Genomic DNA, 24,398 nt, shown 5'->3' on the forward strand with positions numbered 1-24,398 from the left:
GCGGCAGGCGGCGAAGAATTGTGACCCGCTTTACTCGAGGGAAACCATGCCTTTGCCTACCCCACCCAGCAAGCTCGGCAATCTGTTGCCGCCTGATGAATACACGGCGAAGCCTGCAAAGCCTGGTCGAAAACAGGCGTATGAAGGGGAGCAAGCCGCATCGGCCGAATATGGCCGCGCCAACGTCGCCGCACCGATGACGCACGCCGCCAACGCGGCCACCACGCTGCGCCCCGTTCATAGCGCCGCCGAGCCCGTTGCCGAAGCCACACCGTCCCGCAGTCGCAAGTCGAAGCAGACCGCCGCGTTGCTGCAGCCCGTCCCCGCCGCGCCGGCCGAAGTCGCCGTGACGGCAGCGCCTGTCGTCGCGCGTGGCAAGGGTTCCGCCGAAGCGGAAGCGCCCGCCGCCACCAGCGCCAAGTCGACCCGCACCGGAACGAAGAAAGGCACGGCCAAGGGTGCGCAGGTGGAGGTTCGCAAGCTGTTCGTGCTCGACACCAACGTGCTGATGCACGATCCGACGTGCCTCTTCCGCTTCGAGGAACACGACGTCTATCTGCCCATGATGACGTTGGAAGAGCTCGACAATCACAAGAAGGGGATGTCGGAAGTCGCACGCAACGCACGTCAGGTGAGCCGCACGCTGGATTCGCTCGTCGCGAATGCAGGTGACATGTCGGAAGGCATTTCGCTCGCGCGTCTGGGCAGCCGCGAAGCGCTGGGACGCCTCTACTTCCAGACGAAGCTCACGCATATCGAGCCCGTCGAAGGCCTGCCGCAAGGCAAGGCGGATAACCAGATTCTCGGCGTCGTGCGCGCGTTGCAGCGCGATCGCGAGGACCGCCAGGTCGTGCTGGTGTCGAAAGACATCAACATGCGCATCAAGGCGCACGCGCTCGGCCTGCCCGCCGAAGACTACTTCAACGACCAGGTTCTCGAAGACAAGGACCTGCTCTACTCCGGCATCCGTCAGCTGGCGCCCGACTTCTGGACGAAGCACGCGAAGGACATGGAGAGCTGGCAGGACACCAAGACGGGAACCACGTACTACCGCGTGACGGGCCCGCAGTGCGCGTCGATACTGGTCAACGAGTTCGTCTATCTGGAGCCGCAGAACGGCGAGCCGGCGTTCCACGCGATCGTGCGCGAGCTGAACGGCAAGACGGCGCTGTTGCAGACGCTGCGCGACTACGGCCACCACAAGAACAACGTGTGGGGCATCACGGCGCGCAACCGCGAGCAGAACTTCGCGCTGAACCTGCTGATGAATCCGGAGATCGACTTCGTCACGCTGCTTGGCCAGGCGGGCACGGGCAAGACGCTGGTCGCACTGGCGGCTGGTCTCGCACAGGTGCTCGACGACAAGCGCTACAACGAGATCATCGTGACGCGCGCGACGGTTCCTGTCGGCGAAGACATCGGTTTTCTGCCCGGTACCGAAGAGGAAAAGATGCAGCCGTGGATGGGCGCATTCGACGACAACCTCGAAGTGCTGCAGAAAACGGATGACGCAGCGGGCGAATGGGGCCGCGCGGCGACGCAGGAACTGATCCGCTCGCGCCTGAAGATCAAGAGCATGAACTTCATGCGCGGCCGGACGTTCGTCGACAAGTATCTGATCATCGACGAGGCGCAAAACCTCACGCCGAAGCAGATGAAGACGCTCGTCACGCGCGCCGGTCCGGGTACCAAGATCATCTGCCTTGGCAATATTGCGCAGATCGATACGCCGTATCTGACAGAAGGTAGTTCGGGCCTCACGTACGTCGTCGATCGCTTCAAGGGCTGGGCGCACAGCGGGCATGTGACGCTGGCGCGCGGCGAGCGCTCGCGGCTGGCCGATTACGCGTCGGATATTCTCTAACGCGCTGTCTTTGCTGGTTCAAAAGCCGCTTCCGGTTCGCTCTGGAAGCGGCTTTTTCTTTGTGTTTCGCCTTTTCAGACTCCCATGCGATTGGCATATGACCGCCCGCCTAAAATTGACATTTAGCGCGTAAACTTCAAGTAACTCATCAACATTTCTTGCGAGAGGCCTGTCAGACGGGCTACCATCGGGCATCACCGGCTTCTGGCGGGCGTCGTCGCTCGCCTCCGCTTTCATGCTTCGCCTCGCCCTGTCACTGTTGCTCGTCGCCCTGCTCGCCGCCTGCTCAGGCGCGCCGCAGAAGACCGTGCGCAGCTCGGGCGGGTCGTATGCGTCATCGGGCGGCGCGTATCGCACTGCGCCACCGGGCTTTCCCCGTTTCGTCGATCACAGCATCGGGCGCGAGGAAATCTCCATTCAGGCCATGAGTCTCGTCGGCGTGCCCTATCGCTGGGGCGGCAATACGCCCGATAGCGGTTTTGATTGCAGCGGGCTCGTGCACTACGTCGTGCAGCGCGCGGCTTCCGTGAACCTGCCACGCACGACGGCCGATATGAGCTCGCGCGGCGATTCCATCGAACCCGACGAAATCGCGCCGGGCGATCTGATTTTCTTTAACACGACCGGGCGACCGCATTCGCATGTCGGGATTTATGTCGGCAAGCTGCGTTTCGTGAACGCACCGTCGACGGGCGGCACCGTGCGGCTCGACTATCTGACCAATTCCTACTGGGCGAAGCGCTTCGACGGCATCCGCCGGGTGGCGCCCGCGTTGAACAAGCCGACAACGACGCCGTTCGATGCACCGAGCTATGAGGCCGCGACGCCTGTCACTCCGGCACCCGCCGTTGCGGCGGCAGAAGCAGCGCCTAAACCGGTCGCACCCGACGTCGCCGGCAGCGCGTACGGTTCGTCCCGCGGCGCGTCCGGCGCTTACGTGGCGCAGAGTCGTGCCCAACCCGCGCCCGTGGCGAATCAAAGCGTCGCCGCACCAGCCGCCACGGCGTCAGCATCCGTCGATCAGTTCGAACCGCCGCCTCCCGGCATGAGCGCCGCTCAAATGCAGGCGCGTGCAGCGGGCGCCATGTCGCCGACGCAGGTCGCTTCACCCGTTGCCTCCACGCCCGCGGATGCCACGCCCTCACGCGTGTACGGCGCCGCGCCAACGCCCGCTTCCGCCCCCGATGCCATCGACGCCGCCGCCGATGCCTACGAACCACCGCCTCCCGCCGCCGTAGCGGCGCGTCAGGCCCGCCAGGCGCAGTTCTCCGGCGAGAACCGCGAATCGGGCGGCGTACAGATCATGCGTGCGTCGACGGCTTCGCACCCCATTCCCGCGCCGACGCAAACCAACGACGACCCGATCGCGGGCTTTGCCAAGTACTGATTCGTGCACTGGTCATTGACGCTCGATTCACCCGCGCCGCCACACCTCTGCTATCTTTTGACGATATTTCCCTAACGGCGGGTGACAACGATGGATCTCGGGCTCAAAGACAAAGTGGTTCTGATAACGGGCGGCAGCAAGGGCATCGGCCTCGCGTGCGCGCGGGCGTTCGCGATGGAAGGCGCAAAAGTCGCGATCGTGTCACGCGATCCCGCCAACCTCGCCCGCGCCCGCGAGCAGCTTTCGAGCGAAGGGCTGCACGTTCACCTGACACGCGCCGATCTGCACGAACCGCATAGCGCCGCCGATGTCGTCGAGGAAGCGACGAGCGCCGTCGGCCCGATCGACATCCTGATCAACAGCGCGGGCGCCGCGCGCCGCTACAACCCCGAAACGCTCGACGCCGCGGCGTTCAAGGCGACGATGGAAGCCAAATACTTCCCGTATATCTACCCGCAGCAAGAAGTGCTCAGGCGCATGGCCGAGCGCGTGAAGTCCGGCGCGGCGAAGGAGCCGGGGACGATCGTCAACATCATCGGCATGGGCGGCAAGATCGCGAGCGACATCCATATCGCGGGCGGCGCGGCCAACGCGGCGCTGATGCTCGCTACCGTCGGCCTCGCGCACTACTACGCGCGCTACGGCATCCGCATCAATGCGATCAATCCGGGCGCGACGCTGACGGAGCGTGTCGAAGAAGCCCTGCAACTGGAAGCGTCGCGCGAAGGGATCGAAACCGCCGAAGCGCAGGCGCGTGGCGAGGCACGCGTGCCGCTCGGACGTTTCGCGAAACCGGAGGAGATAGCAGACGTTGCGCTGTTTCTGGCGAGCCGCCGCGCGAGTTATGTGACGGGCGCGATCGTCCCGATGGATGGAGGCAGCGCGCCGCTGATCTGAACGCGGCGCGCCGTTTTAAAGCAGCCTTACAGGAAGCGATGGCCGAGCCACCAGCCGGCCGCCGCGAGCACGGCGGACGCCGGAATCGTCAGCACCCACGCCCAGACGATATTGCCGGCGACGCCCCAGCGCACGGCCGACAGTTTCCGCGTCGCGCCGACGCCGACGATCGCGCCCGTGATCGTATGCGTGGTGGATACGGGAATGCCGAGGAACGACGCGATGAACAGCGTGATCGCGCCGCCCGTCTCCGCGCAGAATCCGCCGACGGGCTTGAGCTTCGTGATCTTCTGCCCCATCGTCCGCACGATGCGCCAGCCGCCGAACAGCGTGCCGAGGCCCATCGACAGATAACACCCGCCGATCACCCACAGCGGCGGCGCGTCGGCTGCGGCCGACGCGTACCCCGTCGCAATCAGCAGCATCCAGATAATGCCAATGGTCTTCTGCGCGTCGTTGCCGCCGTGACCAAGGCTGTACAGTCCCGCCGACACCAGTTGCAGACGCCGGAAGCGCCGGTCGACCTTGCTTGGCGGCGTGCGAAAGTAGATCCACGACACCAGCAGCATGAAGAACGAGCCGAGCACGAAACCGAGCAGCGGCGACACGATGATGAACGTGACTGTTTTCAGCAGCCCGTCCCAGTTGAGCGCGGCCCAGCCGGACTTGGCGAGCGCCGAGCCCACCAGCCCGCCGATCAGCGCGTGCGACGAACTGGACGGAATGCCGTAGTACCAGGTGACGATGTTCCAGCCGATCGCGCCGACCAGCGCGCCGAACACGACGTAGTGATCGACGATACCGGGGTCGATCGTGCCCTTGCCGACCGTCTGCGCGACTTTCAGGTGAAAGATGAAATAGGCGATGACGTTGAACGCCGCCGCAAACGCAACGGCCTGTTGCGGCTTCAGCACGCCCGTCGACACGACGGTGGCGATCGAGTTCGCTGCGTCGTGGAAGCCGTTCATGAAGTCGAAGACGAGCGCGACGACCACGAGCGTCGCGACCGTCCAGATAGCGAGTTGTATCGAATGCATCAGGCGTTTTCCAGCACGATGCCTTCGATGATGTTCGCCACGTCCTCACACTTGTCGGTGATCGACTCGAGCAGCTCGTAGATCGCCTTCAGCTTGATCAGCGTCTTGACGTCGTCCTCTTCGCGGAACAGCTTCGACATGGCCGAGCGCAGCACGCGGTCGGCGTCCGATTCCAGACGGTCGATGTCTTCGCACGCCTTCAGGATCTCGCGCGCCTGCTTCATGTCCGACAGCATGGCGACGGCCGCTTGCACACGCTCACAGCAAGCGGTCGAAATGTGCGCGAGCTGGCTCGCTTCCGACGTCACCGCCCGCACGTCGTACAGCGAAATGGCCGTGGCGACGTCCTCCATCAGGTCGAGGATGTCGTCCATCGTGGTGATCAACTTGTGGATTTCGTCGCGGTCGAGCGGCGTGATGAAAGTCTTGTGCAGCAGATCGATGGTTTCGTGCGTCAGTTTGTCGGCCGCTTTTTCGGCCGTCTGCACGTTTTGCTTGTGGATCTCGGCGTCGCCGAGGTTGTCGATCAACAGTTCGAGTTCGTGGCTCCCCGCGACAATGTGCTTCGCGTGAGCGTTGAAGATTTCAAAAAATTTGCCCTCGGTGGGCATGAATCGACCGAACATTGGGGTCCCAGAAAATGGTCACGGTGGCGCTGTCATAAAACCGCAACATTGTACCGTTCCGGACCATTCCGGGTGCGGCGCGCAGCCGTGTTTTGTGCGCGCGCGCAACGGCGGGCGCAACCCGGTGCCCCCGCTCGCGCGGAGTGTGCTACTCGCTGCCGTAGAAATTCTGCGCGCCCGCAAAATTGTCGAACTTCGTGAATTGCCCGTGGAACGTGAGCCGAACTGGGCCGATCGGACCGTTACGCTGTTTGCCGATGATGATTTCGGCGGTGCCCTTGTCGGGGCTGTCCGGGTTGTAGACTTCGTCGCGGTAAATGAACAGGATCACGTCCGCGTCCTGTTCGATTGCACCCGATTCGCGCAGATCGGACATGATCGGCCGCTTGTTCGGGCGCTGTTCGAGACCGCGGTTCAGCTGCGACAGCGCGATCACGGGCACGTCGAGTTCTTTGGCGAGGCTTTTCAGCGAACGCGAGATTTCCGAAATTTCCGTCGCGCGATTTTCGCCCGACGACGAGCCGCTCATCAGCTGCAAGTAGTCGATGATGATGAGGCCGAGCTTGCCGCACTGGCGCGACAGACGCCGCGCGCGCGAGCGCAGTTCCATCGGGTTCAGGCCGCCCGTTTCGTCGATGAAAAGCTGCGCCTCGCTCATTTTCTGGACGGCATGCGTGAGCTTCGGCCAGTCTTCGTCCGTCAGGCGCCCAGTCCGCATGCGGTGCTGGTCGAGCCGGCCGACCGAGCCAAGCATACGCATGGTCAGTTGCGTGCCCGGCATTTCCATCGAGAACACGGCGACTGGCAAACCGTATTCGACGGCCACGTATTCGCCGATGTTCATCGAGAACGCTGTTTTACCCATCGACGGGCGCCCCGCCACGATGATCAGCTCGCCGCCGTGCATGCCCGAGGTCATCCGGTCGAGGTCGACGAAGCCCGTTGGCGTGCCCGTCACGTCGCTCGGATTGGCCGTGTGGTACAGCGTATCGATGCGCTCGACAACCTGCGTCAGCAGCGGCCCGATTTCGAGAAAGCCCTGCGTGCCGCGCGCGCCGTCTTCGGCGATCGAGAACACCTTCGATTCCGCTTCGTCGAGCAGTTGGCGAACTTCCTTGCCCTGCGGATTGAAGGCATCGGCGGAAATTTCGTCGGCGACTGATACCAGCCGGCGCAGCACCGCACGATCCCGCACGATTTCCGCATAACGCCGGATGTTCGCCGCGCTCGGCGTGTTCTGCGCAAGCGCGTTCAGATACGCGAGTCCGCCGACCTCTTCGGCCTTGCCCGATGTGGTCAGCGCTTCATAGACGGTCACGACGTCGGCGGGACGCGTCGACGCGATCAGCCTGCCGATGTGCTCGAAAATGAGGCGGTGGTCGTAGCGGTAAAAATCGCTTTGCGAGAGGAAGTCGGCAATGCGGTCCCATGCGGCGTTGTCGAGCAGCAGACCGCCCAGCACCGATTGCTCGGCCTCGATGGAATGGGGCGGGACTTTCAGCGACTCAATTTGCGGATCTTTCGACGGTGCGTTCATGGGGTGGAATTATCAGGCAAAGTGGGACGGCGGGATAGCATCCTGAAAATCGAACCGCCGCAGCGCGCGGAAAGCCAACGCCGACAATAAAAAAGGCAGAGGCCGGTTTCCCGGCCCCTGCCCTTTATCACCAGCAACTGCCTGGCGATCGTGTTTCCTGTGTTGCTTAGACGTGCTCGCCCAGCACCGACACCGTGACGTCAACCGTGACGTCCGTGTGCAGCGAGACGTGAACCGAATGGTCGCCAACGATCTTCAGCGGGCCTTCCGGCAGACGCACTTGCGCCTTTTCAACTGCGAAGCCTTGCTTGCCCAGTGCTTCGGCGATGTCGGCGTTCGTCACCGAGCCGAACAGACGGCCGTCGACGCCAGCCTTCTGCGCGATCTGAACCGTCAGGCCCGACAGCTTTTCGCCTTGTGCCTGAGCAGCCGTCAGCTTTTCAGCTGCGACCTTTTCCAGTTCTGCACGGCGAACTTCGAATTCAGCGATCGCTTCCTTCGTTGCGCGGCGTGCCTTCTTGTTCGGGATCAGGAAGTTACGTGCATAGCCGTCCTTGACCTTGACGATGTCGCCCAGGTTGCCGACGTTCACGACTTTTTCGAGAAGAATGATTTGCATCCAGATGCTCCTTGTGACGTCGTCCGGTTAGGCCTTGTGCTGATCGGTGTACGGCACCAGCGCGAGGAAACGTGCGCGCTTGATCGCCGTGTCGAGCTGGCGTTGATAATGGGCCTTGGTACCCGTCAGACGTGCCGGCGTGATCTTGCCGTTCTCGCCGATGAAGTCCTTCAGCGTATCGATGTCCTTGTAGTCGATCTGATCGACATTTGCAGCCGTGAAACGGCAGAACTTCTTGCGCTTGAAGAGCGGGTTTTGTTGCTGACGACGCTTGTCGAATTTCTTACCAGTCGGGCGGGGCATGTTCAGTCCTTTCCAATGTCCTGCAATTCTGTGATGTGAAACACCAGAGTTCTCGCGTTGCGGCTTTTCTTCGCCAGGAAGCCGGTGAAGAGCGTTTCGACGCCCATTTCAACCCGCTCCAGCTTGCCGCTCGCCTCGCCGGCCGCGACCGCCTGCATGATCAGCTCGACGGTTCGGGCAACGCCCGCTTCGACGACCTGCGTGCGGTGTTGCAACGTACAGCCTGCAATCGGAACGCCTGCGGGGGTGTACCGCACTATTTCGCGTTCGACGACGCTCGCCGTGAGTTGCAGCCGGTTCATCGATTCCTTTTACGGACGCTGAATGAGAGCACGCCGCGTGACTCTGATGGCTTAATGGTTCTGCTTTAAGCCTGCGCTTCCGTCGGCTGCGATGCAGCCGCCTTCTTGGCTTCTTCGCGCTGCACTTCCTTCATCATCGGCGACGGGCCGGTTTCGGCCTTCTTCATCTTGACGATGAGGTGACGCAGAACGGCGTCGTTGAACTTGAACGCGTGTTCCAGTTCGTCGAGCGTAGTCTGGTCGCATTCGATGTTCATGCAGACGTAGTGAGCCTTCGCGAGTTTCTCGATCATGTAGGCCAGTTGGCGACGGCCCCAGTCTTCGATGCGGTGGATCTGGCCACCGTGCGACGTGATCGTGGTCTTGTAACGCTCGATCATGGCGGGCACTTGCTCGCTCTGATCGGGGTGCACGATAAAGACGATTTCGTAATGACGCATGTTCACTCCTTGTGCTGACTTATGGATAGAAGCCACCCGGGCGTCGAACCGGTGTGGCAAGTGAGAAGCCGAAGAATATAACCTGAATCGGCACTGTTTGCAAGATAAAGCAGGTGGCATCCGCCGGATTCGGGCGTGTTTTCAATGATTTAGGGCGGCTGGCGGCACAAAAACATGCCGCCAGCCGCCCTTCAAATGCCATCAAAAGTCTTCAGTCGCCCTCAACTGCCGGAATAAGGGGCCCCCGGCTCCCCGCCGTGCAGCCGGGCCGTCAGCGCGGCCTGCAACGCCGTCAGCGACTCGGGCGCGGCGTCCGTGATGGCCCACCACATCATCCCTTCGTCGCGCCAGCGCGCCACCGCATAGCCATCTTGCACGATCGCCGCGCCCGGTTTGCCCGCCGCGCGGTCGTCTTCGGGGAACACGTAGACGTCGATCACGTGCTTGGCATGCCGGTACGTGAGTACAGCCACCCGCCGATGCCCCACATAGTCGAGCCGCCCGCCAGCCAGCGGGAAGCCGCTCGCGCTGAGATCCTCCACAGGCGGCGCGTAGTCGAGCTTGCCGTTGAACCACGGCTTGACCGTGTGCTGATCCGTCGACACGACGTCGATATCGTGCCCCGACAGCTGCGCACGCACATGGCTCGCCACCAGTTCGTCGACCAACGGCATCGGTTCCCCCGTCCGGTGCAGCGTCACCGCGATGCCCGCCGCGACGAGCGCACAGAACGCCAGCGCGAGACCGCCGCGCCAGGCCGCGCCCGTGTGCCATCCGCCGCCGCTCATCGCGCCGCCCGCGCCCTCGCCCGCCAGCGGCCCGAAGCCGCCGCCTTTCGGGAGCTGCGGCAGTTGCGGCAGCCGCACCCAGTCGAACCAGCCTTTGCGCTGCCTCGCGCGTGGCTCGGGCCGCATTTCGCTGTCGCGCACCGCCCCTTGCGGAGCGGCAAGCTCGGTCGGCGGCAGCGCCGCCATGATCTTCGCGCGCAGTTCATCCGGCGCGCGATAGTAGTTGGCCGAGCGCACCGCGCCCTTCATTGCCCTTACCATCTCGCTTTCCCTCCGGCATGCCTCGCAGCTTTCGATATGCCGCTGCACGTCGCGCGATTGCGGCGGCGTGAGTTCGTGGTCCGCATTCGCATCGAGAAGCGGCCGTGCTTCGTTACAGTCCATCTGGCGCCTCCTGTGCGAGTCCGCCCGGCAACGCGCCGGGAGCGTGCGGCAACCAGCCGCCTTCGGTTTTACGTGGGGTATCGGGCGATCCGCCGGGCAGCGCGCCGCTGCCGGCGTGCGCCGAACGACCCGGACCCTCGGTCCGGGCCGATGCGCGCATGGCTGGCCGCGCGCCCGGCACATCGTCTGCCCCGTCCGGCCCACGCTGCGCGGCGCCCCCATCGCGCGCGCCGCCTCTCGGCCGCGCGCTCCCCTTCGTTTGCAAGGTCGTCAACGCCGTCGCGAGCTTGCGTCGCCCTCGAGCGAGCCGCGACATCACGGTGCCGACGGGCAGATCCGCAATCGTGGCGATCTCGCGGTAGCTCAACTCTTCCAGCTCGCGCAGGATCAGCACCTCGCGATATTCGACAGGCAGCATGTCCAGCGCCTCGTGCACGAGCCGCGTGTTTTCCTCGCGGATCAGCAGCGCTTCGGGGTCGGGCGAGTTCGCGCTCCAGCCTTCGAACGTCTCGTCGTCGAGGTTCTCATCGAACTCGATCGTCGCGTTGACGCCGCCCGAGCGCCTGCGCCATTCCGTGTACCACGTGCGCCGCACGATCGCGAGCAGCCAGGGCCGCGCGGTCTCGCCGTGGAACGTGTCGAAGAAACGGTAAGCGCGCATGAACGCTTCCTGCACGACGTCGTCGGCGTCGTGTCCGTTGCCGCATAGCCAGCGCGCAAGGTTGTACGCCGCATCGAGATGCGGCAGCGCCATCTGCTGAAAGCGCAGACTGCGCGCGGCCTCGGCGCGCGCGTCGCCCCCAGCATGTTTTCCGGTCTCATCCACCGATCGCCTCCAGGCTTGCCCAGACTTCACGGCTGCAAAACCCATTTCGAATCCAGTTTATTCCCGGTATTCGCGCCTGCCGTAAAAAATAAAGTTGGGAATAGAAAGCATGGCCTCGCAGTACCGCAAATGAGTCATTCACTCGCGAGGAGAATCATGCAAAACAATCTGAAATGTCTGAAGCGGCGCGATTTCCTGCGCCTTGCGGCCGTCGGCGGTGCGGCATTCGCGTCGGCGTTGCCCGGCTTCTCGTATGGACGCGACGACGATTTCTACTTCGTCCAGTTGTCGGATGCTCATTGGGGCTTCGAAGGCCCCGGCGTGAATCCCGATTCGAAAGGCACGCTGCCGAAGGCGATTGCCGCCGTCAACGCGTTGCCGTCTCCGCCCGATTTCGTGATCTTCACGGGCGACCTGACGCACACCACCGACGACACCGCGTTGCGCCACGAACGCATGCTCCAGTTCCAGCAAATCATCGCGCAACTGAAGGTGAAGCCGCTGTACCTGATGCCTGGCGAGCACGACGCGAGCCTCGACGCGGGCGCGGCGTACAAGGAGCACTTCGGGCAGACGCACTACACGTTCGATCACAAGGGCGTGCACTTCATCACGATCGACAACGTGTCGGACCCGGCGGGCCGCGTCGGCGAGCAGCAGATCGCGTGGCTTGCAGCCGATATCGACAAGCAGCCGCAGGACGCGCGCATCGTCGTCTTCACGCACCGGCCGCTGTTCGATCTCGCGCCGCAATGGGACTGGGCGACGCGCGACGGCGCGCAGGTGATCGACGTGTTGAGCCGGCGCAAGAACGTGACCGTGTTCTATGGCCACATCCATCAGGAGCATCACATGGTGACGGGCAACATTGCGCATCACGCGGCGCGCTCGCTGATGTTTCCGCTGCCGCTTGCGATGTCGCAGCCCAAGAAGCTGCCGGTGCCGTGGGACGCGTCCGCGCCGTATCGCGGGCTGGGCTGGCGGCAAGTGCAGGTCGCGAGGCCGTCGGGCGCGCTTGCGCTCGATGAAATGCCGATCAAGGCGTCATAACGGGGAGATCACCATGCCGACTTTTGCCGTCGACAGGAAGCGACGCCGCGTTTTCACGCTTGCCGCGATGGGCGCGGTGCTGGCCGTCGCGGGCCATTTCGACGCGCGCGCCGCCGAACCGCGCGTCATCAAGGTTAGTGCGCGCAAGTTCGTGTTCACGCCGAATCAGATCAAGCTCGCGCCGCATGAGAATGTTGTGTTTGAGCTGACCGCGGTGGATACGATTATGGGGTTTGCGATTCCGCAGTTCAACGTGCGGGCGGATGTGCCGCCTGGGGCTGTTGTGCGCCTACCGGCGCAGGCTGGACCGGCTGGGACTGTCGATTTTTTGTGCGATATTTTTTGTGGGTCGGGGCATGAGACGATGAGTGGGACTATTTTGGTTGGGTAGGGGTGGGTTTTGGTGGTTCGCCTGGGGTTGCGCCGGCATCCTGCGATGCGATTTGTTTTTTGCCAGGGTTGGTGTTCGCGGGCATCCGCGTTTTGCCTTCGCCCTTCACGCGTCGCCGTTCGGTGTTTTGGCCTTTTCGCTGGCATCCGCGTATTGCCTTCGTGCTTCAGGCGTCGCCCCTGTGCGGGGCGGCACCTACTTTTCTTTGCCGCCGCAAAGAAAAGTAGGCAAAAGAAAGCGGCTCACACCGCCAGCACTTGTGTTTGCCTGAGGGCCCCCAAAGGGTCCTACGCTTCACACGGCAATCACGTGACCCATGTTCGTTGCCAACGCTCTTGCGGTGCGCCTCACCCGCTTCACGCACCCGCGCTGCATCATGCCGTGCCAGATATTCCACCGCCGCCCAGGTGGCAAACTGTGTGTAGGCCGTAGCACCTCACACGCCTCACTTCGGACCGATAGCGCACGCGTTCCACCATGTAAGAGCGCCAAGCTATACGACGCGACAACCTACACACAGTTTGCCACCTGGGCGGCAGCAACCATTCGCTGGCGTTGGCCTTTGTGCGGGAGTTCGAAGCGGGTGAGGCGCTCATTCAGCGCGTTGGCAACGCACGCGAGCAGATATGCTGCCGTGTGAAGCGTAAGACCGGTTGAGGGCCCTCAGGCAATAACTAGAACTGACGGTGTGAGCCGCTTTCTTTTGCCTACTTTTCTTTGCGGCGGCAAAGAAAAGTAGGTGCCGCCCCGCACAGGGGCAACGCCTGAAGCACGAAGGCATAGCGCGGATGCCAGCGCAAACGCCGAAACACCAAACCGTCTGCGCAGCAAACCCACCGCCTCACGAATGCCATCGCAAATACCAAAACACCGAACGGCAACGCCCGCGCCACGAAGGCGCAACCGCCAAAAACACCAAAACACTCCCACCGCAAGGCGAAAAAACCCCACATCACCCCGCATTAACCCAGTAATCAGGCCGCGCATAAACCTCTTTCAGATAATCAATGAAATACCTGACTTTCGCGGGCACATACCGCTGCTGCGGATAAACAGCAAGAATGTCGTAATCAGGCAGCGCATATTCATCGAGCACGGTCTCGAGCTCGCCCCTCGCGAGTTGCTGATCGATTTCCCACGTCGAGCGCCAGCCAAGCCCGAGCCCTTCCGACACCCAGCGGTGCAGCAACTCGCCGTCGTTGCAATCGAGCGTGCCGCCGACGCGCACCGTCGTCAGCTTGCCATTGCGCCGGAAGTACCAGCCGCGGTTCTGCCCGCCTTGGAGGTTGAACGCGAGGCAGTTGTGGGCCGGCAGATCCTCGAGCGCCTTCGGCTTGCCATGCTTGCGGAAGTATTCAGGCGTCCCGCACACGACGCGCCGGTTCGTCGCAAGCTTGACGGCCACAAAGTTCGGATCGACAGCCCCGCCGATGCGAATCGACAGATCGTAGCCCTCGCGCACCAGATCGACGACGCGGTCGGTCAGATTGAACGAAACCTGTAATTCGGGCTTGTCCTTCAGAAATTCGGGCGCGAGCGGCGCAACATGCTTACGCCCGAACGCGGCAGGCGCCGACACGATCAGATGCCCGTTGACCGACCGCCGCCCCGCCATCAACTCGTTTTCCGCCTGGTCCCATTCGCTGAGCAGGCCGCGGCAACGTTCGAGAAACGCCGCGCCCTCTTCGCTGACCACCAGCCGGCGCGTCGAACGGTACATCAGCTTGACGCCCAGGCGCTTTTCGAGCGCGTCGATCCGGCGTCCGAGGATCACGGGCGACACGCCCTCTTCCAGCGCCGCCGACGCCAGGCTGCCCGCGTCCGCGACGCGCACGAACGTTTCGATCTGTTTAAAGCGATCCATTTTTCGTCTCCAGGTGCTGTGCACGGGCGTCTCGCCGCAACGCGCCCCAATGGGCGTCCCACCCGTATTCCATACTTTTTGTTTTGGAATAAGCGACCGTGAATGATCTTATCAAACCTTAGATGCAGTCTTAAAGTGTGCCTAACACCCATCCGCTTTACAGACTTCCAGGAGACATTCATGGCCAAGATGAGAGCCGTCGACGCAGCGGTACTCGTGCTCGAAAAAGAAGGCATCGACACGGCTTTCGGCGTTCCCGGCGCCGCCATCAACCCGTTCTACTCGGCCATGCGCAAGGCAGGCAACATCAGTCACGTGCTGGCGCGCCACGTCGAAGGCGCATCGCACATGGCGGAAGGCTATACGCGCGCAGCGCCCGGCAATATCGGCGTGTGCATCGGCACGTCGGGCCCCGCCGGCACCGACATGATCACCGGCCTCTACTCCGCCTCCGCCGACTCGATTCCGATTCTCGCGATCACCGGTCAGGCGCCGCGCGCGCGTCTGTACAAGGAAGACTTCCAGGCCGTCGATATCGAATCGATCGCCAAGCCCGTCACGAAGTGGGCCGTCACGGTGCGCGAACCGGCCCTCGTGCCGCGCGTGTTCCAGCAGGCGTTCCATCTGATGCGCTCGGGCCGTCCCGGTCCCGTGCTGGTCGACCTCCCCATCGACGTGCAACTCGCCGAGATCGAGTTCGACATCGAGACCTACGAGCCGCTGCCCATCTATAAGCCCGCCGCGACGCGCAAGCAGATCGAAGCCGCGCTCACGCTGCTCAACGATTCCGCGAAGCCGCTGATCGTCTCCGGTGGCGGCGTGTTGAACGCTGCCGCTGAAGATCTGCTCGTGCAGTTCGCCGAAACGATCGGCGTGCCCGTGATCCCGACGCTGATGTCGTGGGGCGCGATTCCCGACGATCACCCGCTGATGGCGGGCATGGTCGGCCTGCAAACGTCGCATCGCTACGGCAACGCGACGATGCTCGCCTCGGATTTCGTGCTCGGCATCGGCAACCGCTGGGCGAACCGTCACACGGGCAGCGTCGAGGTATATACGAAGGGCCGCAAGTTCGTGCACGTCGATATCGAACCGACGCAGATCGGCCGCGTGTTCGGCCCGGATCTCGGCATCGTGTCCGACGCGAAGCTCGCGCTCGAACTGTTCGTCGAAGTCGCGAAGGAATGGAAGGCAGCAGGCAAGCTGAAGGACCGCGGCGCGTGGGTCGAGGAATGCCAGGAACGCAAGCGCACGCTGCAACGCAAGACGCACTTCGAGAACGTGCCGATCAAGCCGCAGCGCGTGTACGAAGAGATGAACAAGGTGTTCGGCCGCGATACGTGCTACGTGAGCACGATCGGCCTGTCGCAGATCGCCGCCGCGCAGTTCTTGCACGTGTTCAAGGCGCGCAACTGGATTAACTGCGGCCAGGCCGGCCCGCTCGGCTGGACGATTCCGGCAGCGCTGGGCGTGCGTGCCGCTGATCCGCAGCGCCCCATCGTCGCGCTGTCGGGCGACTACGACTTCCAGTTCATGATCGAAGAACTGGCCGTGGGCGCGCAGTTCAAGCTGCCGTACGTGCATGTGGTCGTGAACAACTCGTATCTGGGCCTGATCCGCCAGGCGCAGCGCGCGTTCGACATGGACTTCTGCGTGCAGCTCGCGTTCGACAACATCAACGCGCCGGAACTCGAAGGCTATGGCGTCGATCACGTCGCGGTGGCTGAAGGCCTCGGCTGCAAGGCGATCCGCGTGTTCAAGCCGGAAGAGATCAAGCCGGCGCTGGAAAAAGCGCAGTCGATGCTCTCCGAGTACAACGTGCCGGTGATCGTCGAAGTGATTCTCGAGCGTGTGACCAACATTTCGATGGGCGCCGAGATCGACGCGATCAACGAGTTCGAAGATCTCGCCGTGACGCGCGCCGATGCGCCGAGCGCGGTCAGCCTGCTCGACTAAATGCCGTACCCGCCTCATCCGGGCGGACGCGTTTCCAGTGAAACGCATCCGCCCGCGCCGTGCTGTTCAATTTGACCGACCAGAGAGAAAAAGCAACATGCCGAAATTTGCCGCGAATCTCACGATGCTGTTCAACGAAGTCCCGTTCCTCGACCGCTTTGCAGCGGCCGCCGACGCGGGCTTTGACGCCGTCGAGTTTCTGTTCCCGTATCCGTATCAGATCGCCGAACTGTCCGAGCGGCTCGCGCAGAACAAGCTGAAGCTCGTGCTGCACAACCTGCCCGCCGGCAACTGGGAAGCGGGCGAACGCGGGATTGCTTCGCTGCCGGATCGCGTCGGCGAGTTTCAGGAAGGCGTGGGCCGTGCCATCGAATACGCGAAGGCGCTGAAGGTGCCGCAACTGAACTGCCTCGTCGGCATTCCGAAGGGCGTTGATGCCGACAAGGCGCGCGCGACGATCGTCGACAACCTGAGCTTTGCCGCTGCCGCGTTGAAGAACGAAGGCATCAGGCTGCTCGTCGAGCCGTGCAACTCGTACGACATTCCGGGCTTCGCATTGAACCGCTCGTCGGAAGGACTCGATGTGATTCAGGCCGTCGGCTCCGACAACCTGTTCCTGCAGTACGACATCTATCACATGCAACGGATGGAAGGCGAACTCGCCGCGACGATCAAGAAGAATTTCGCGCAGATCGCTCACATCCAGCTCGCCGACAACCCGGGGCGCAACGAGCCGGGCACGGGCGAAATCAACTATCCGTTCCTGTTCGATCTGCTCGATTCGCTCGGCTATCGGGGCTACATCGGCTGCGAGTACAAGCCGCGCACGACGACGGCGGAAGGCCTCGGCTGGCTGGAGAGCGTCGCGGGCGTGAAGCGCGCTCATGCCTCCGCCTGATATCGGCGCCTGATTGCAACGACACACGAGCACATTTCGAACCTTATTTACTGGAGACTCATTCAATGGCAAAGATCGGTTTCATCGGCCTCGGCATCATGGGCGCGCACATGGCGCGCAACCTCATCAAGGGCGGTCATACGCTGTTCGTCAATGGCGCGTACCCGGTGCCGGAAGATCTCGCCAACACGACCACGTCGGTCGCTGATTCGACGGCTGTTGCGCAGGCGGCCGATATCGTCGTGATCATGGTGCCCGACACGCCCGACGTCGCGAACGTGCTGTTCGCCGATGACGGCGTGGCGAAAGGCCTGACGAAGGGCAAGCTCGTGATCGACATGAGCTCGATCTCGCCGCTTGACACGCAGGCGTTCGCGAAGAAGATCAACGAACTGGGTTGCGACTATCTCGACGCGCCCGTCTCCGGCGGCGAAATCGGCGCACGGGATGCGACGCTGACGATCATGGTCGGCGGCCCGCAAAAGTCGTTCGATCTGGCCAAGCCGCTGTTCGACCTGATGGGCAAGAACATCTCGCTGATCGGCGACAACGGCGCGGGACAGACCTGCAAGGTGGCGAACCAGATCATCGTCGCGCTGAACATCGAAGCCGTCGCGGAAGCGCTGTTGTTCGCGGCGCGTTCGGGCGCCGATCCGGAGCGCGTGCGCAAAGCGTTGATGGGCGGCTTCGCGTCGTCGCGCATTCTCGAAGTGCACGGCGAGCGGATGACGAAGCGCACGTTCAACCCGGGCTTCCGGATCGAGTTGCACCAGAAGGATCTGAACCTCGCACTCGATGGCGCGCGCAAGCTTGGCATCGCATTGCCGCATACGGCCAGTGCCCAGCAACTGTTCAGCGTGTGCGCGGCGAATGGCGGCAAGGCATGGGATCACTCGGCGATGGTTCGCGCGCTCGAAATCATGGCGAATTTTGAAGTCGCACAGGCGCCTGCAGCAGATCAGAAAGCGGCTTGAGCGAGCCTGTGACGCTTTAATGCAACGACGGCTGCCGTGTGCGAAACACGGTGGCGCACAAGTGGGGCGCCTGGTCCGGCGCGCGGCACGCATCGGATTGGGCAAATCATGTCGCTCTGGGCTGAGAGCGGCAAGTGGGGTCCGCAGCGGCACCCGGCGATGACGGGGAAGCCTTGGTCGGTCAGACGTCATCGTCGGGTGTCCTGCTGTGGTTTGGTTTTTTGGTTTTTTGGTTTTTTTTGTCTGCGACGCTGGTGGGGGCTTTGCTTTTGCGCTGGCGGCGTTGATGTTGTGTGCCTGGCTTTGCGCTGGCATCCGCGTTACGGTGTTTGTCTCTGCGCTGGCATCCGCGCTTTGCCTTCGTGCTTCAAGCGTCGCCCCTGTGCGGGGCGGCACCTACTTTTCTTTGCCGCCGCAAAGAAAAGCAACCGTATTGGAAGTCAAGCGGGAGGCTGTTCCGGGGTGCTGGATTCTCAATGTGGTTGCCGGTTCCGTACAGGCGAGCGCAAACCACGCGAGTGATCGCGTTCAGGCACAGCATCCAGGCAAAGCTATACCGCCGGTTAGTTCGTCGATGGGTTCCAGGGTGTTGAGTTATGGACCATGGCGTTGAGCGTCACGATGAGCTTGCGAATGCACGCGGTCATGGCCACCTTGAAGGGTTTGCCGGCCTGACGCAGACGGTCGTAGAAGGCCCTGATGGTCGGATTGAAGCGCAGCGCGGGGATGCAAGCCATATAAAGCGCGCGCCGCACGATGGCACGACCGCCCTGAATGCGACGCTTGCCGGTGTGCTTGCCGCTATCGGAATTGAACGGAGCAACACCGGTCAGCGCGGCGATCTCGCGGCGGTTCAATGAACCGAGTTGTGGCATGAACGCGATCAGTGTGGCCGCGGCGCCGGGACCGATGCCGGGCACCGAGCGCAGCAGGTCCTCCTTCTGACGCCACGCGGGCGAAGCGCGCAGGAACGAATCGATGTCCCTGTCGGCGACGGTGAGCTGCTGTTTGAGCCATTTGATATGGTCATTCAGGCTTTCCTTAGCCGCGGCATGAGCGCGCTCCAGGCGGGCTTTTTCGGCCACGAGCATGTCGATGAGCTGGGCACGGCGCAGCAGCAGGGCTTGCAGCTGCTCGGTCTGCACATCGTTGAGCGGGCGCACGACGGGTTTGATGACGGCGGCGAAATGGGCGATGACGAACGCGTCGATGCGGTCGGTCTTCGCCCGTTTGCCGGTGGCTCTGGCAAAGTCGCGCACCTGTCGGGGATTAACCGCGACAGCGGGCAGGCCGGCCTGGCAGAGCGCCCTGAGCACGGCGAGTTCGAGCTTGCCGGTGGCCTCCATGACGATCAGGGTGGGACCCAGCGCGATCAGACGCTGGACCAACTGTTCGATGGCGGCGGTTTCATTGTCGACACTGAAATGTTCGGTCGTGTCGTGGATGGCAACGTCGAGCGTGCTACCGCTGACGTCGATGCCGATATAAAGGGACGAAGAAGTCTGGTTCATCACGGTACCCATACTTGCAGGAAAATACGAGCTCGAGGCTCAGTCAACTGTTCGGGTTAAGACGATGAGAAGGACAGTCGCTCAGGCTTTTCTGCGAGCTCAAGGCACTATAGGCAGACGAGCTGACTGTCCGTGTGGCGACAACTGATCGGGTCGGTGCCACGGAGGGGAATATACAAGTAGGCAAAAGAAAGCGGCTAACACCGCCAACATTTCTTCTTGCCTGAGGGCCCCCAACCGGTCCTACACTTCACACGGCGATCTGCTTGTTCCGCGTTCGTTGCCAACGCGCTGAATGAGCGCCTCACCCGCTTCACACCCCCGCGTTACAGCACGCAGTGCCAGATATTCCTCCGCCGCCCAGGTGGCAAACTGTGTGTAGGCCGTAGCACCTCACACGCCTCACTCCGAACCGATAGCGCCGGCGTTCCACCATGTAAGAGCACCAAGCTGTACGCCGCGACAACCTACACATAGTTTGCCACCTGGGCGGCGCAAACCATTCGCTGCCGCGAGCCCTTGTGCGGGTGTTTGAAGTGGGTGAGGCGGTCATTCGAAGCGTTGGCAACGCACGCGAAGAAGGACGTTGCCGTGTGAAGTGTGGGACCGTCTGGGGGCCCTCAGGCAAGAAGAAAGATTGGCGGTGTTAGCCGCTTTCTTTTGCCTACTTTTCTTTGCGGCGGCAAAGAAAAGTAGGTGCCGCCCCGCACAGGGGCGACGCTTGAATGGCAAACACCGTAACGCGGATGCCAGCAAAAACACAAGCACACCACACTAGAACGTCGAAGACAAACAAAAACCTCACCGAAGGCCATGATAAAACGCCGCCAGATTGGCGATATCACCATCAGACAGCGGCTTCGCGACCAGCGACATCATGTCATTCTGCCGCGCCCCCGACTTGAAGTCCTTCAGCGCCTTAATCAAATAATCCTCATTCTGCCCAGCCAGATTCGGCGCTTCAGGAATCTTGGCGATGCCATCCATCCCATGACACGCCTGGCACTGCACAGCCTTGGCGCGCCCCTTGGCAAGATCGGCTGCATTCGCCGCGCAGGCGAACCCTGCAACAACGAACACGACCGCTATCGGTAGCAAAAAAAAACGCCTCATTTCGCGTACGAAATCCGATAAATCGCGCCAGCGTAATCATCCGACACGAGCAACGACCCATCCTGCAACTGCTGCACATCGACAGGACGTCCCATGTACTCACCGTTCGGCGTCAACCACCCTTCCGCAAAAACTTCGGTCTCCCCGACCGAGCCATCGTCCTTGACAGGCGTGTACATGATGCGCGCACCAATCGGCTTCGTCCGATTCCACGAACCATGCTCCGCATCAAAGATGCCGCCCTGATACTTCTCCGGAAACATCTTGCCCGTATAGAACGACATGCCAAGATCCGCCGCGTGCGCAGCGTACTCGACCATCGGGAACACCACGCCCGCAGGCGGCGTCTGGTCCTTGTATTCCTCCGTGCGAACATGGCCGCCGCCATACCATGGGAACCCGAAGTTCGCGCCCGCCTTCGTCGCGTGATTCAGTTCGCCGGGCGGGATGTCATCGCCCATGCCGTCCACCTGGTTGTCGGTGAACCACAGCGACTTGTCCTTCGGATTGAAATCGAGGCCCACCGAATTGCGCACCCCATGTGCATACACTTCGCGATTCTTGCCGTTCTGGTCGAGGCGGATGATGCCCGCGAGTCCGTTCTTGTCGAGCTCGGCGAGTTTGTCCTTGGGCGGCACGTTCCACGGCTGGCCGAGCGCGATGTACAGCTTCTTGTCAGGCCCGACGCGGCAATAACGCGCGCCATGATTGAAGCTTTCGAACTGCGGCGGAATCAGCTTGCCCTGCGGCACGACCACAGCGGCGGCCACGTCCGGGCCGCCCTCGCCGAAGAACTGCGCAGCGGGAAACGCCAGCACGCGGTTCTGCTCGACGATGTACAGCACGCCATCCGGCGAGAAGCACACGCCGTTGGGCACCTTGAAGGTAACGGAACTCGCAAACTGCACGACGTCGTCGGCAACGCGCCGCTTGGTCCGGTCCGTCACCTGCCACACGCGATCCTTGCGCGTGCCGACGAACACCACGCCCGTCGACGGCTCGATTGTCATCGCGCGCGCCTCGGGCACGATGGCATACAGTTCGATCTTGAAGCCAGACGGCAGCTTGATCGCCTTCAGGTTTTCGCGCAGCGCGTCGGCGCGCGCGCCCGTCTGCGGCACCGTTTCGGCTGGTTTCGTGTTGCCCGTGGTCTTGAAGTTCGACAGCGTCTGCACGTTGTCCTGCGCGGCGTAAGCGGCAGGCAGGATCGCGAATGCTGCGCCGATGGCGAGCGGCAAGAGCTTCAGGGATGCGTTCATCGGTATGTCTCCTGTCATTTTGATGCGGTTTGTTGGACCTGCAACGACGGGTACGGGAAAGACATGAACGTCATGATGCAGCGTGTGATGGCATCGCAAGCCGTTGCAAGTGCAACGGAACCCGTTTGCGCGATGCCATCTGAAAGCTTGCCGTGCGGCGGGCTACTGACTGTTATAGACGATGTTCAGCCAAACGTCGGACGAATGTCTGCCACGCGGCATCCGCGAAGCAGCCTTCCAGGCGAGGGAATGTGAGCGAGCGACGCGTTATATTCGCGAGGAACGATCGCGTCGTCTTGTGATGCGGATGGAATCAGTACGTATCGAAGACTTGCTGCAACGCAACCGGCGTCGTATGGCCTGCCGCGAGCGCGAGCATCAGCAGCACGCGCGCCTTGTACGGATTGAGTGCGCCTGCCGTAACGAAGCCGAGCGCATCGTCGGCGGCTGCACCATTGCGCATCACGTGCCCCGAGCCGACACGCGACGACCGCACGATCGCGACGCCCTTTGCCGCCGCTTCGGCGAGCGCCGTCTGCACGGTCGAGTGAATCGAGCCGTTGCCCGTGCCCGCGACGACGATGCCCTTCACGCCCGCTGAAACGAGCGCATCGACGGCCACACGCGACACACCCGCATAGCTCGTCACGACTTCGACCAACGGCCATGCCGCGCTGTTCGAATCGATCACGAACGGTGTCGCGCCCGTATGCGGCCGCACGACGCTGCGTTGAAACTCGACGCGCCCATCCTGCACCCAGCCCAGCGCGCCGATTTCGGGCGACTGAAACGCATCGACGGCGTACGTGCTCGTCTTCACGACGTCGCGTGCGCTGTGAATGCGGTTGTTGAACGCGACCAGCACGCCCTGCCCGCGGGCTTTGGCGTTGCCCGCGACGATCACGGCGTTGAGCAGATTCAGCGGGCCATCGGCGGACAGTGCCGACGACGGCCGCATCGCCGCCGTCAGCACGACAGGCTTGTCGCTCTTGACGCTCAGATGCAGCAGATAGGCGGTTTCTTCGAGCGTATCGGTGCCATGCGTGACGACCACGCCGTCGACTTCATCGGAAGCCAGCAGCGCATTGATGCGCTGCGCGAGCGTGCTCCACAACGCGAGCGTCATGTCTTTGCTGTCGACGCTCGCGACCTGCTCGGCCTGCACATTCGCAACAGCAGCCAGCGACGGCACGGCGGCGAGCAGTTGCCCGACGCCGACGACGCCCGCCTGATAGCCCGATGTATTGGTCGCGTCGGGCGCGGCGCCCGCGATCGTGCCGCCCGTCGCAAGCACGGCGATGCGCGGCAGCGCGCGCGATGCAGAAGTAGAGGTATTCATGGCGGCGATTGTAAGCGATGCGCACGCCGCCGCCATCGATGAAAACGCGAGCCTCTAGATGAAGCTCGCGCGCAAAACACCCACTATCAGGCCGCTTCGCGCAACTGGCTCGCGATATCCGCTTCGTGCAGTTGCGGCGCGAACATCTCGATCAGCCGGTACGCATAGGCACGCAGGAACGCACCCTTGCGCAAACCGATGCGCGTCGTGCTCGCTTCGAACAGATGCTGCGTGTCGAGCGCCACGAGTTCGGTGTCGCGCTTCGGATCGAACGCCATCGCGGCGACGATGCCGATGCCCATGCCGAGTTCGACGTAGGTCTTGATCACGTCCGCGTCGATGGCCGTCAGCACGACGTCGGGCAGCGCGCCCACCTTCGCAAACGCCTGATCGATGTGCGAGCGGCCCGTGAAATCCTGGTCGTACGTGACGATCGGGTATTCGGCGACCTCTTCCAGCGTGATGTTCTCACGGCCCACCAGCGGATGCCCCTTCGGCACGACCACGACGTGGTGCCACGAATAGCACGGGAACGTGACGATGTCGGGATAACGGTCGAGCGCTTCCGTCGAGATGCCGATGTCGGCCTCGCCGTTGATGATCATCTGCGCGATCTGCTGCGGGTTGCCTTGGCGCAGCGCGAGATGCACCTTCGGATAAACCGAAGTGAACTGGCGGACCACCTTCGGCAGCGCGTATCGCGCCTGCGTGTGCGTCGTCGCGACGACGAGGTGGCCGTTATCCTGATCCGCATACTGGCGCGCGACGCGGCGCAGGTTCTCCGCGTCGAGCAGCATCCGCTCGATCAGCTGATGCACTGCCTTGCCCGGCTCCGTCAGCCCCGTCAGACGCTTGCCGCGTCGAATGAAAATATCGACGCCCAGTTCGTCCTCGAGATCCTTGATCTGCTTCGAGACGCCCGACTGCGACGTGTACAGCACGTTCGCGACTTCCGTCAGGTTCATGTTCTGCCGTACGGCTTCGCGCACGAAGCGCAGCTGCTGGAAATTCATATCGATGTCTCCGGTTCAGC

General features: G+C 62.7%; 24 protein-coding genes. 8 read left to right on the plus strand and 16 right to left on the minus strand.

Annotated features, from left to right (window positions below; all coding sequences use genetic code 11):
- Positions 1-46 precede the first annotated feature (46 nt).
- The 3 genes from C2L64_RS09305 to C2L64_RS09315 all read left to right on the plus strand — a co-directional run bounded on the left by C2L64_RS09305 (position 47) and on the right by C2L64_RS09315 (position 4,148).
- Positions 47-1,864, plus strand: a complete 1,818-nt coding sequence (locus C2L64_RS09305; RefSeq protein WP_090835314.1) for a PhoH family protein — start codon at positions 47-49, stop codon at positions 1,862-1,864.
- Between the two features lie 235 nt (positions 1,865-2,099).
- On the plus strand, positions 2,100-3,251 hold the full coding sequence (locus C2L64_RS09310) for a C40 family peptidase (RefSeq protein ID WP_090835315.1): 1,152 nt from the start codon (positions 2,100-2,102) through the stop codon (positions 3,249-3,251).
- A gap of 90 nt (positions 3,252-3,341) precedes the next feature.
- On the plus strand, positions 3,342-4,148 hold the full coding sequence (locus tag C2L64_RS09315; protein WP_090835317.1) for an SDR family NAD(P)-dependent oxidoreductase: 807 nt from the start codon (positions 3,342-3,344) through the stop codon (positions 4,146-4,148).
- A 26-nt stretch (positions 4,149-4,174) separates the two neighbouring features.
- On the opposite strand, the gene C2L64_RS09320 is transcribed toward C2L64_RS09315, so the two are convergent.
- From C2L64_RS09320 to C2L64_RS09360, 10 genes are all read right to left on the minus strand, one after another.
- Complete coding sequence (locus tag C2L64_RS09320; RefSeq protein ID WP_007586553.1) at positions 4,175-5,185, minus strand: inorganic phosphate transporter; 1,011 nt, start codon at positions 5,183-5,185, stop codon at positions 4,175-4,177.
- On the minus strand, positions 5,185-5,811 hold the full coding sequence (locus C2L64_RS09325; RefSeq protein WP_042310193.1) for a DUF47 domain-containing protein: 627 nt from the start codon (positions 5,809-5,811) through the stop codon (positions 5,185-5,187). The genes C2L64_RS09320 and C2L64_RS09325 overlap by 1 nt, the downstream gene beginning before the upstream one ends.
- A gap of 148 nt (positions 5,812-5,959) precedes the next feature.
- Positions 5,960-7,348 (minus strand): replicative DNA helicase, encoded by a 1,389-nt coding sequence (locus C2L64_RS09330; protein WP_007735136.1) that lies wholly within the window; start codon positions 7,346-7,348, stop codon positions 5,960-5,962.
- A gap of 166 nt (positions 7,349-7,514) precedes the next feature.
- Entirely contained in the window at positions 7,515-7,967 is a 453-nt protein-coding gene (gene rplI, locus C2L64_RS09335) for a 50S ribosomal protein L9 (protein ID WP_007586558.1), read from the minus strand.
- Between the two features lie 27 nt (positions 7,968-7,994).
- Complete coding sequence (gene rpsR / locus C2L64_RS09340; RefSeq protein WP_007586560.1) at positions 7,995-8,270, minus strand: 30S ribosomal protein S18; 276 nt, start codon at positions 8,268-8,270, stop codon at positions 7,995-7,997.
- Positions 8,271-8,272: 2 nt separating this feature from the next.
- Positions 8,273-8,572 (minus strand): primosomal replication protein N, encoded by a 300-nt coding sequence (gene priB / locus C2L64_RS09345; RefSeq protein WP_007586561.1) that lies wholly within the window; start codon positions 8,570-8,572, stop codon positions 8,273-8,275.
- A 65-nt stretch (positions 8,573-8,637) separates the two neighbouring features.
- Positions 8,638-9,012: a 30S ribosomal protein S6 gene (gene rpsF, locus C2L64_RS09350; RefSeq protein WP_007586564.1), complete on the minus strand. Its 375-nt coding sequence runs from the start codon at positions 9,010-9,012 to the stop codon at positions 8,638-8,640.
- A 19-nt stretch (positions 9,013-9,031) separates the two neighbouring features.
- The gene (locus tag C2L64_RS53120; RefSeq protein WP_143055691.1) at positions 9,032-9,214 is read right to left on the minus strand and encodes a hypothetical protein; all 183 of its coding nucleotides are present in this window, start codon (positions 9,212-9,214) and stop codon (positions 9,032-9,034) included.
- Positions 9,215-9,233: 19 nt separating this feature from the next.
- Complete coding sequence (locus tag C2L64_RS09355) at positions 9,234-10,184, minus strand: anti-sigma factor family protein (RefSeq protein WP_090835319.1); 951 nt, start codon at positions 10,182-10,184, stop codon at positions 9,234-9,236.
- Positions 10,174-11,010, minus strand: a complete 837-nt coding sequence (locus tag C2L64_RS09360; RefSeq protein ID WP_176133829.1) for an RNA polymerase sigma factor — start codon at positions 11,008-11,010, stop codon at positions 10,174-10,176. The genes C2L64_RS09355 and C2L64_RS09360 overlap by 11 nt, the downstream gene beginning before the upstream one ends.
- Before the next feature lie 156 nt (positions 11,011-11,166).
- On the opposite strand from C2L64_RS09360, the gene C2L64_RS09365 reads away from it, so the two are divergent.
- Together C2L64_RS09365 and C2L64_RS09370 are read left to right on the plus strand one after the other, a co-directional pair.
- Positions 11,167-12,060 (plus strand): metallophosphoesterase family protein, encoded by an 894-nt coding sequence (locus tag C2L64_RS09365; protein WP_090835324.1) that lies wholly within the window; start codon positions 11,167-11,169, stop codon positions 12,058-12,060.
- A gap of 13 nt (positions 12,061-12,073) precedes the next feature.
- On the plus strand, positions 12,074-12,451 hold the full coding sequence (locus tag C2L64_RS09370) for a cupredoxin domain-containing protein (protein WP_090835326.1): 378 nt from the start codon (positions 12,074-12,076) through the stop codon (positions 12,449-12,451).
- A gap of 952 nt (positions 12,452-13,403) precedes the next feature.
- On the opposite strand, the gene C2L64_RS09375 is transcribed toward C2L64_RS09370, so the two are convergent.
- The gene (locus C2L64_RS09375; protein ID WP_007745410.1) at positions 13,404-14,315 is read right to left on the minus strand and encodes a LysR family transcriptional regulator; all 912 of its coding nucleotides are present in this window, start codon (positions 14,313-14,315) and stop codon (positions 13,404-13,406) included.
- A 180-nt stretch (positions 14,316-14,495) separates the two neighbouring features.
- On the opposite strand from C2L64_RS09375, the gene gcl reads away from it, so the two are divergent.
- The 3 genes from gcl (at position 14,496) to C2L64_RS09390 (ending at position 18,143) form a co-directional block, all read left to right on the plus strand.
- On the plus strand, positions 14,496-16,271 hold the full coding sequence (gene gcl, locus C2L64_RS09380) for a glyoxylate carboligase (protein WP_042310181.1): 1,776 nt from the start codon (positions 14,496-14,498) through the stop codon (positions 16,269-16,271).
- A 97-nt stretch (positions 16,272-16,368) separates the two neighbouring features.
- Positions 16,369-17,169: a 2-oxo-tetronate isomerase gene (otnI, locus tag C2L64_RS09385; RefSeq protein WP_090839266.1), complete on the plus strand. Its 801-nt coding sequence runs from the start codon at positions 16,369-16,371 to the stop codon at positions 17,167-17,169.
- A 65-nt stretch (positions 17,170-17,234) separates the two neighbouring features.
- A complete protein-coding gene (locus C2L64_RS09390) occupies positions 17,235-18,143 on the plus strand; it encodes a 2-hydroxy-3-oxopropionate reductase (RefSeq protein ID WP_009769540.1) in 909 nt (302 codons plus the stop codon).
- A gap of 563 nt (positions 18,144-18,706) precedes the next feature.
- Here the strand turns inward: C2L64_RS09390 and C2L64_RS09395 are convergent.
- The 5 genes from C2L64_RS09395 to C2L64_RS09415 all read right to left on the minus strand — a co-directional run bounded on the left by C2L64_RS09395 (position 18,707) and on the right by C2L64_RS09415 (position 24,378).
- Positions 18,707-19,654: an IS110 family RNA-guided transposase gene (locus C2L64_RS09395; protein WP_039901856.1), complete on the minus strand. Its 948-nt coding sequence runs from the start codon at positions 19,652-19,654 to the stop codon at positions 18,707-18,709.
- An 801-nt stretch (positions 19,655-20,455) separates the two neighbouring features.
- Entirely contained in the window at positions 20,456-20,734 is a 279-nt protein-coding gene (locus C2L64_RS09400) for a c-type cytochrome (protein ID WP_407671671.1), read from the minus strand.
- A gap of 29 nt (positions 20,735-20,763) precedes the next feature.
- Entirely contained in the window at positions 20,764-22,026 is a 1,263-nt protein-coding gene (locus C2L64_RS09405; protein WP_090839045.1) for a PQQ-dependent sugar dehydrogenase, read from the minus strand.
- Positions 22,027-22,339: 313 nt separating this feature from the next.
- Positions 22,340-23,401: an asparaginase gene (locus tag C2L64_RS09410; protein WP_090839043.1), complete on the minus strand. Its 1,062-nt coding sequence runs from the start codon at positions 23,399-23,401 to the stop codon at positions 22,340-22,342.
- Between the two features lie 50 nt (positions 23,402-23,451).
- Positions 23,452-24,378, minus strand: a complete 927-nt coding sequence (locus C2L64_RS09415) for a CysB family HTH-type transcriptional regulator (protein ID WP_086916378.1) — start codon at positions 24,376-24,378, stop codon at positions 23,452-23,454.
- Positions 24,379-24,398: the final 20 nt, after the last annotated feature.

It is taken from the genome of Paraburkholderia hospita (genome assembly GCF_002902965.1).
Classification (GTDB): Bacteria; Pseudomonadota; Gammaproteobacteria; order Burkholderiales; family Burkholderiaceae; genus Paraburkholderia; species Paraburkholderia hospita.

Bases quoted from the DNA above. Each gene is read 5' to 3' on its own strand.
- C2L64_RS09355 (WP_090835319.1), bottom strand. From the start codon at position 10,184: ATGGACTGTAACGAAGCACGGCCGCTTCTCGATGCGAATGCGGACCAC.
- C2L64_RS09305 (WP_090835314.1), top strand. From the start codon at position 47: ATGCCTTTGCCTACCCCACCCAGCAAGCTCGGCAATCTGTTGCCGCCT.
- C2L64_RS09310 (WP_090835315.1), top strand. From the start codon at position 2,100: ATGCTTCGCCTCGCCCTGTCACTGTTGCTCGTCGCCCTGCTCGCCGCC.
- C2L64_RS09370 (WP_090835326.1), top strand. From the start codon at position 12,074: ATGCCGACTTTTGCCGTCGACAGGAAGCGACGCCGCGTTTTCACGCTT.
- C2L64_RS09390 (WP_009769540.1), top strand. From the start codon at position 17,235: ATGGCAAAGATCGGTTTCATCGGCCTCGGCATCATGGGCGCGCACATG.
- C2L64_RS53120 (WP_143055691.1), bottom strand. From the start codon at position 9,214: ATGGCATTTGAAGGGCGGCTGGCGGCATGTTTTTGTGCCGCCAGCCGC.
- otnI (WP_090839266.1), top strand. From the start codon at position 16,369: ATGCCGAAATTTGCCGCGAATCTCACGATGCTGTTCAACGAAGTCCCG.
- C2L64_RS09320 (WP_007586553.1), bottom strand. From the start codon at position 5,185: ATGCATTCGATACAACTCGCTATCTGGACGGTCGCGACGCTCGTGGTC.
- C2L64_RS09330 (WP_007735136.1), bottom strand. From the start codon at position 7,348: ATGAACGCACCGTCGAAAGATCCGCAAATTGAGTCGCTGAAAGTCCCG.
- C2L64_RS09410 (WP_090839043.1), bottom strand. From the start codon at position 23,401: ATGGCGGCGGCGTGCGCATCGCTTACAATCGCCGCCATGAATACCTCT.
- C2L64_RS09315 (WP_090835317.1), top strand. From the start codon at position 3,342: ATGGATCTCGGGCTCAAAGACAAAGTGGTTCTGATAACGGGCGGCAGC.
- rplI (WP_007586558.1), bottom strand. From the start codon at position 7,967: ATGCAAATCATTCTTCTCGAAAAAGTCGTGAACGTCGGCAACCTGGGC.
- C2L64_RS09405 (WP_090839045.1), bottom strand. From the start codon at position 22,026: ATGAACGCATCCCTGAAGCTCTTGCCGCTCGCCATCGGCGCAGCATTC.
- C2L64_RS09375 (WP_007745410.1), bottom strand. From the start codon at position 14,315: ATGGATCGCTTTAAACAGATCGAAACGTTCGTGCGCGTCGCGGACGCG.
- C2L64_RS09395 (WP_039901856.1), bottom strand. From the start codon at position 19,654: ATGAACCAGACTTCTTCGTCCCTTTATATCGGCATCGACGTCAGCGGT.
- rpsR (WP_007586560.1), bottom strand. From the start codon at position 8,270: ATGCCCCGCCCGACTGGTAAGAAATTCGACAAGCGTCGTCAGCAACAA.
- C2L64_RS09365 (WP_090835324.1), top strand. From the start codon at position 11,167: ATGCAAAACAATCTGAAATGTCTGAAGCGGCGCGATTTCCTGCGCCTT.
- priB (WP_007586561.1), bottom strand. From the start codon at position 8,572: ATGAACCGGCTGCAACTCACGGCGAGCGTCGTCGAACGCGAAATAGTG.
- gcl (WP_042310181.1), top strand. From the start codon at position 14,496: ATGGCCAAGATGAGAGCCGTCGACGCAGCGGTACTCGTGCTCGAAAAA.
- C2L64_RS09415 (WP_086916378.1), bottom strand. From the start codon at position 24,378: ATGAATTTCCAGCAGCTGCGCTTCGTGCGCGAAGCCGTACGGCAGAAC.
- rpsF (WP_007586564.1), bottom strand. From the start codon at position 9,012: ATGCGTCATTACGAAATCGTCTTTATCGTGCACCCCGATCAGAGCGAG.
- C2L64_RS09325 (WP_042310193.1), bottom strand. From the start codon at position 5,811: ATGTTCGGTCGATTCATGCCCACCGAGGGCAAATTTTTTGAAATCTTC.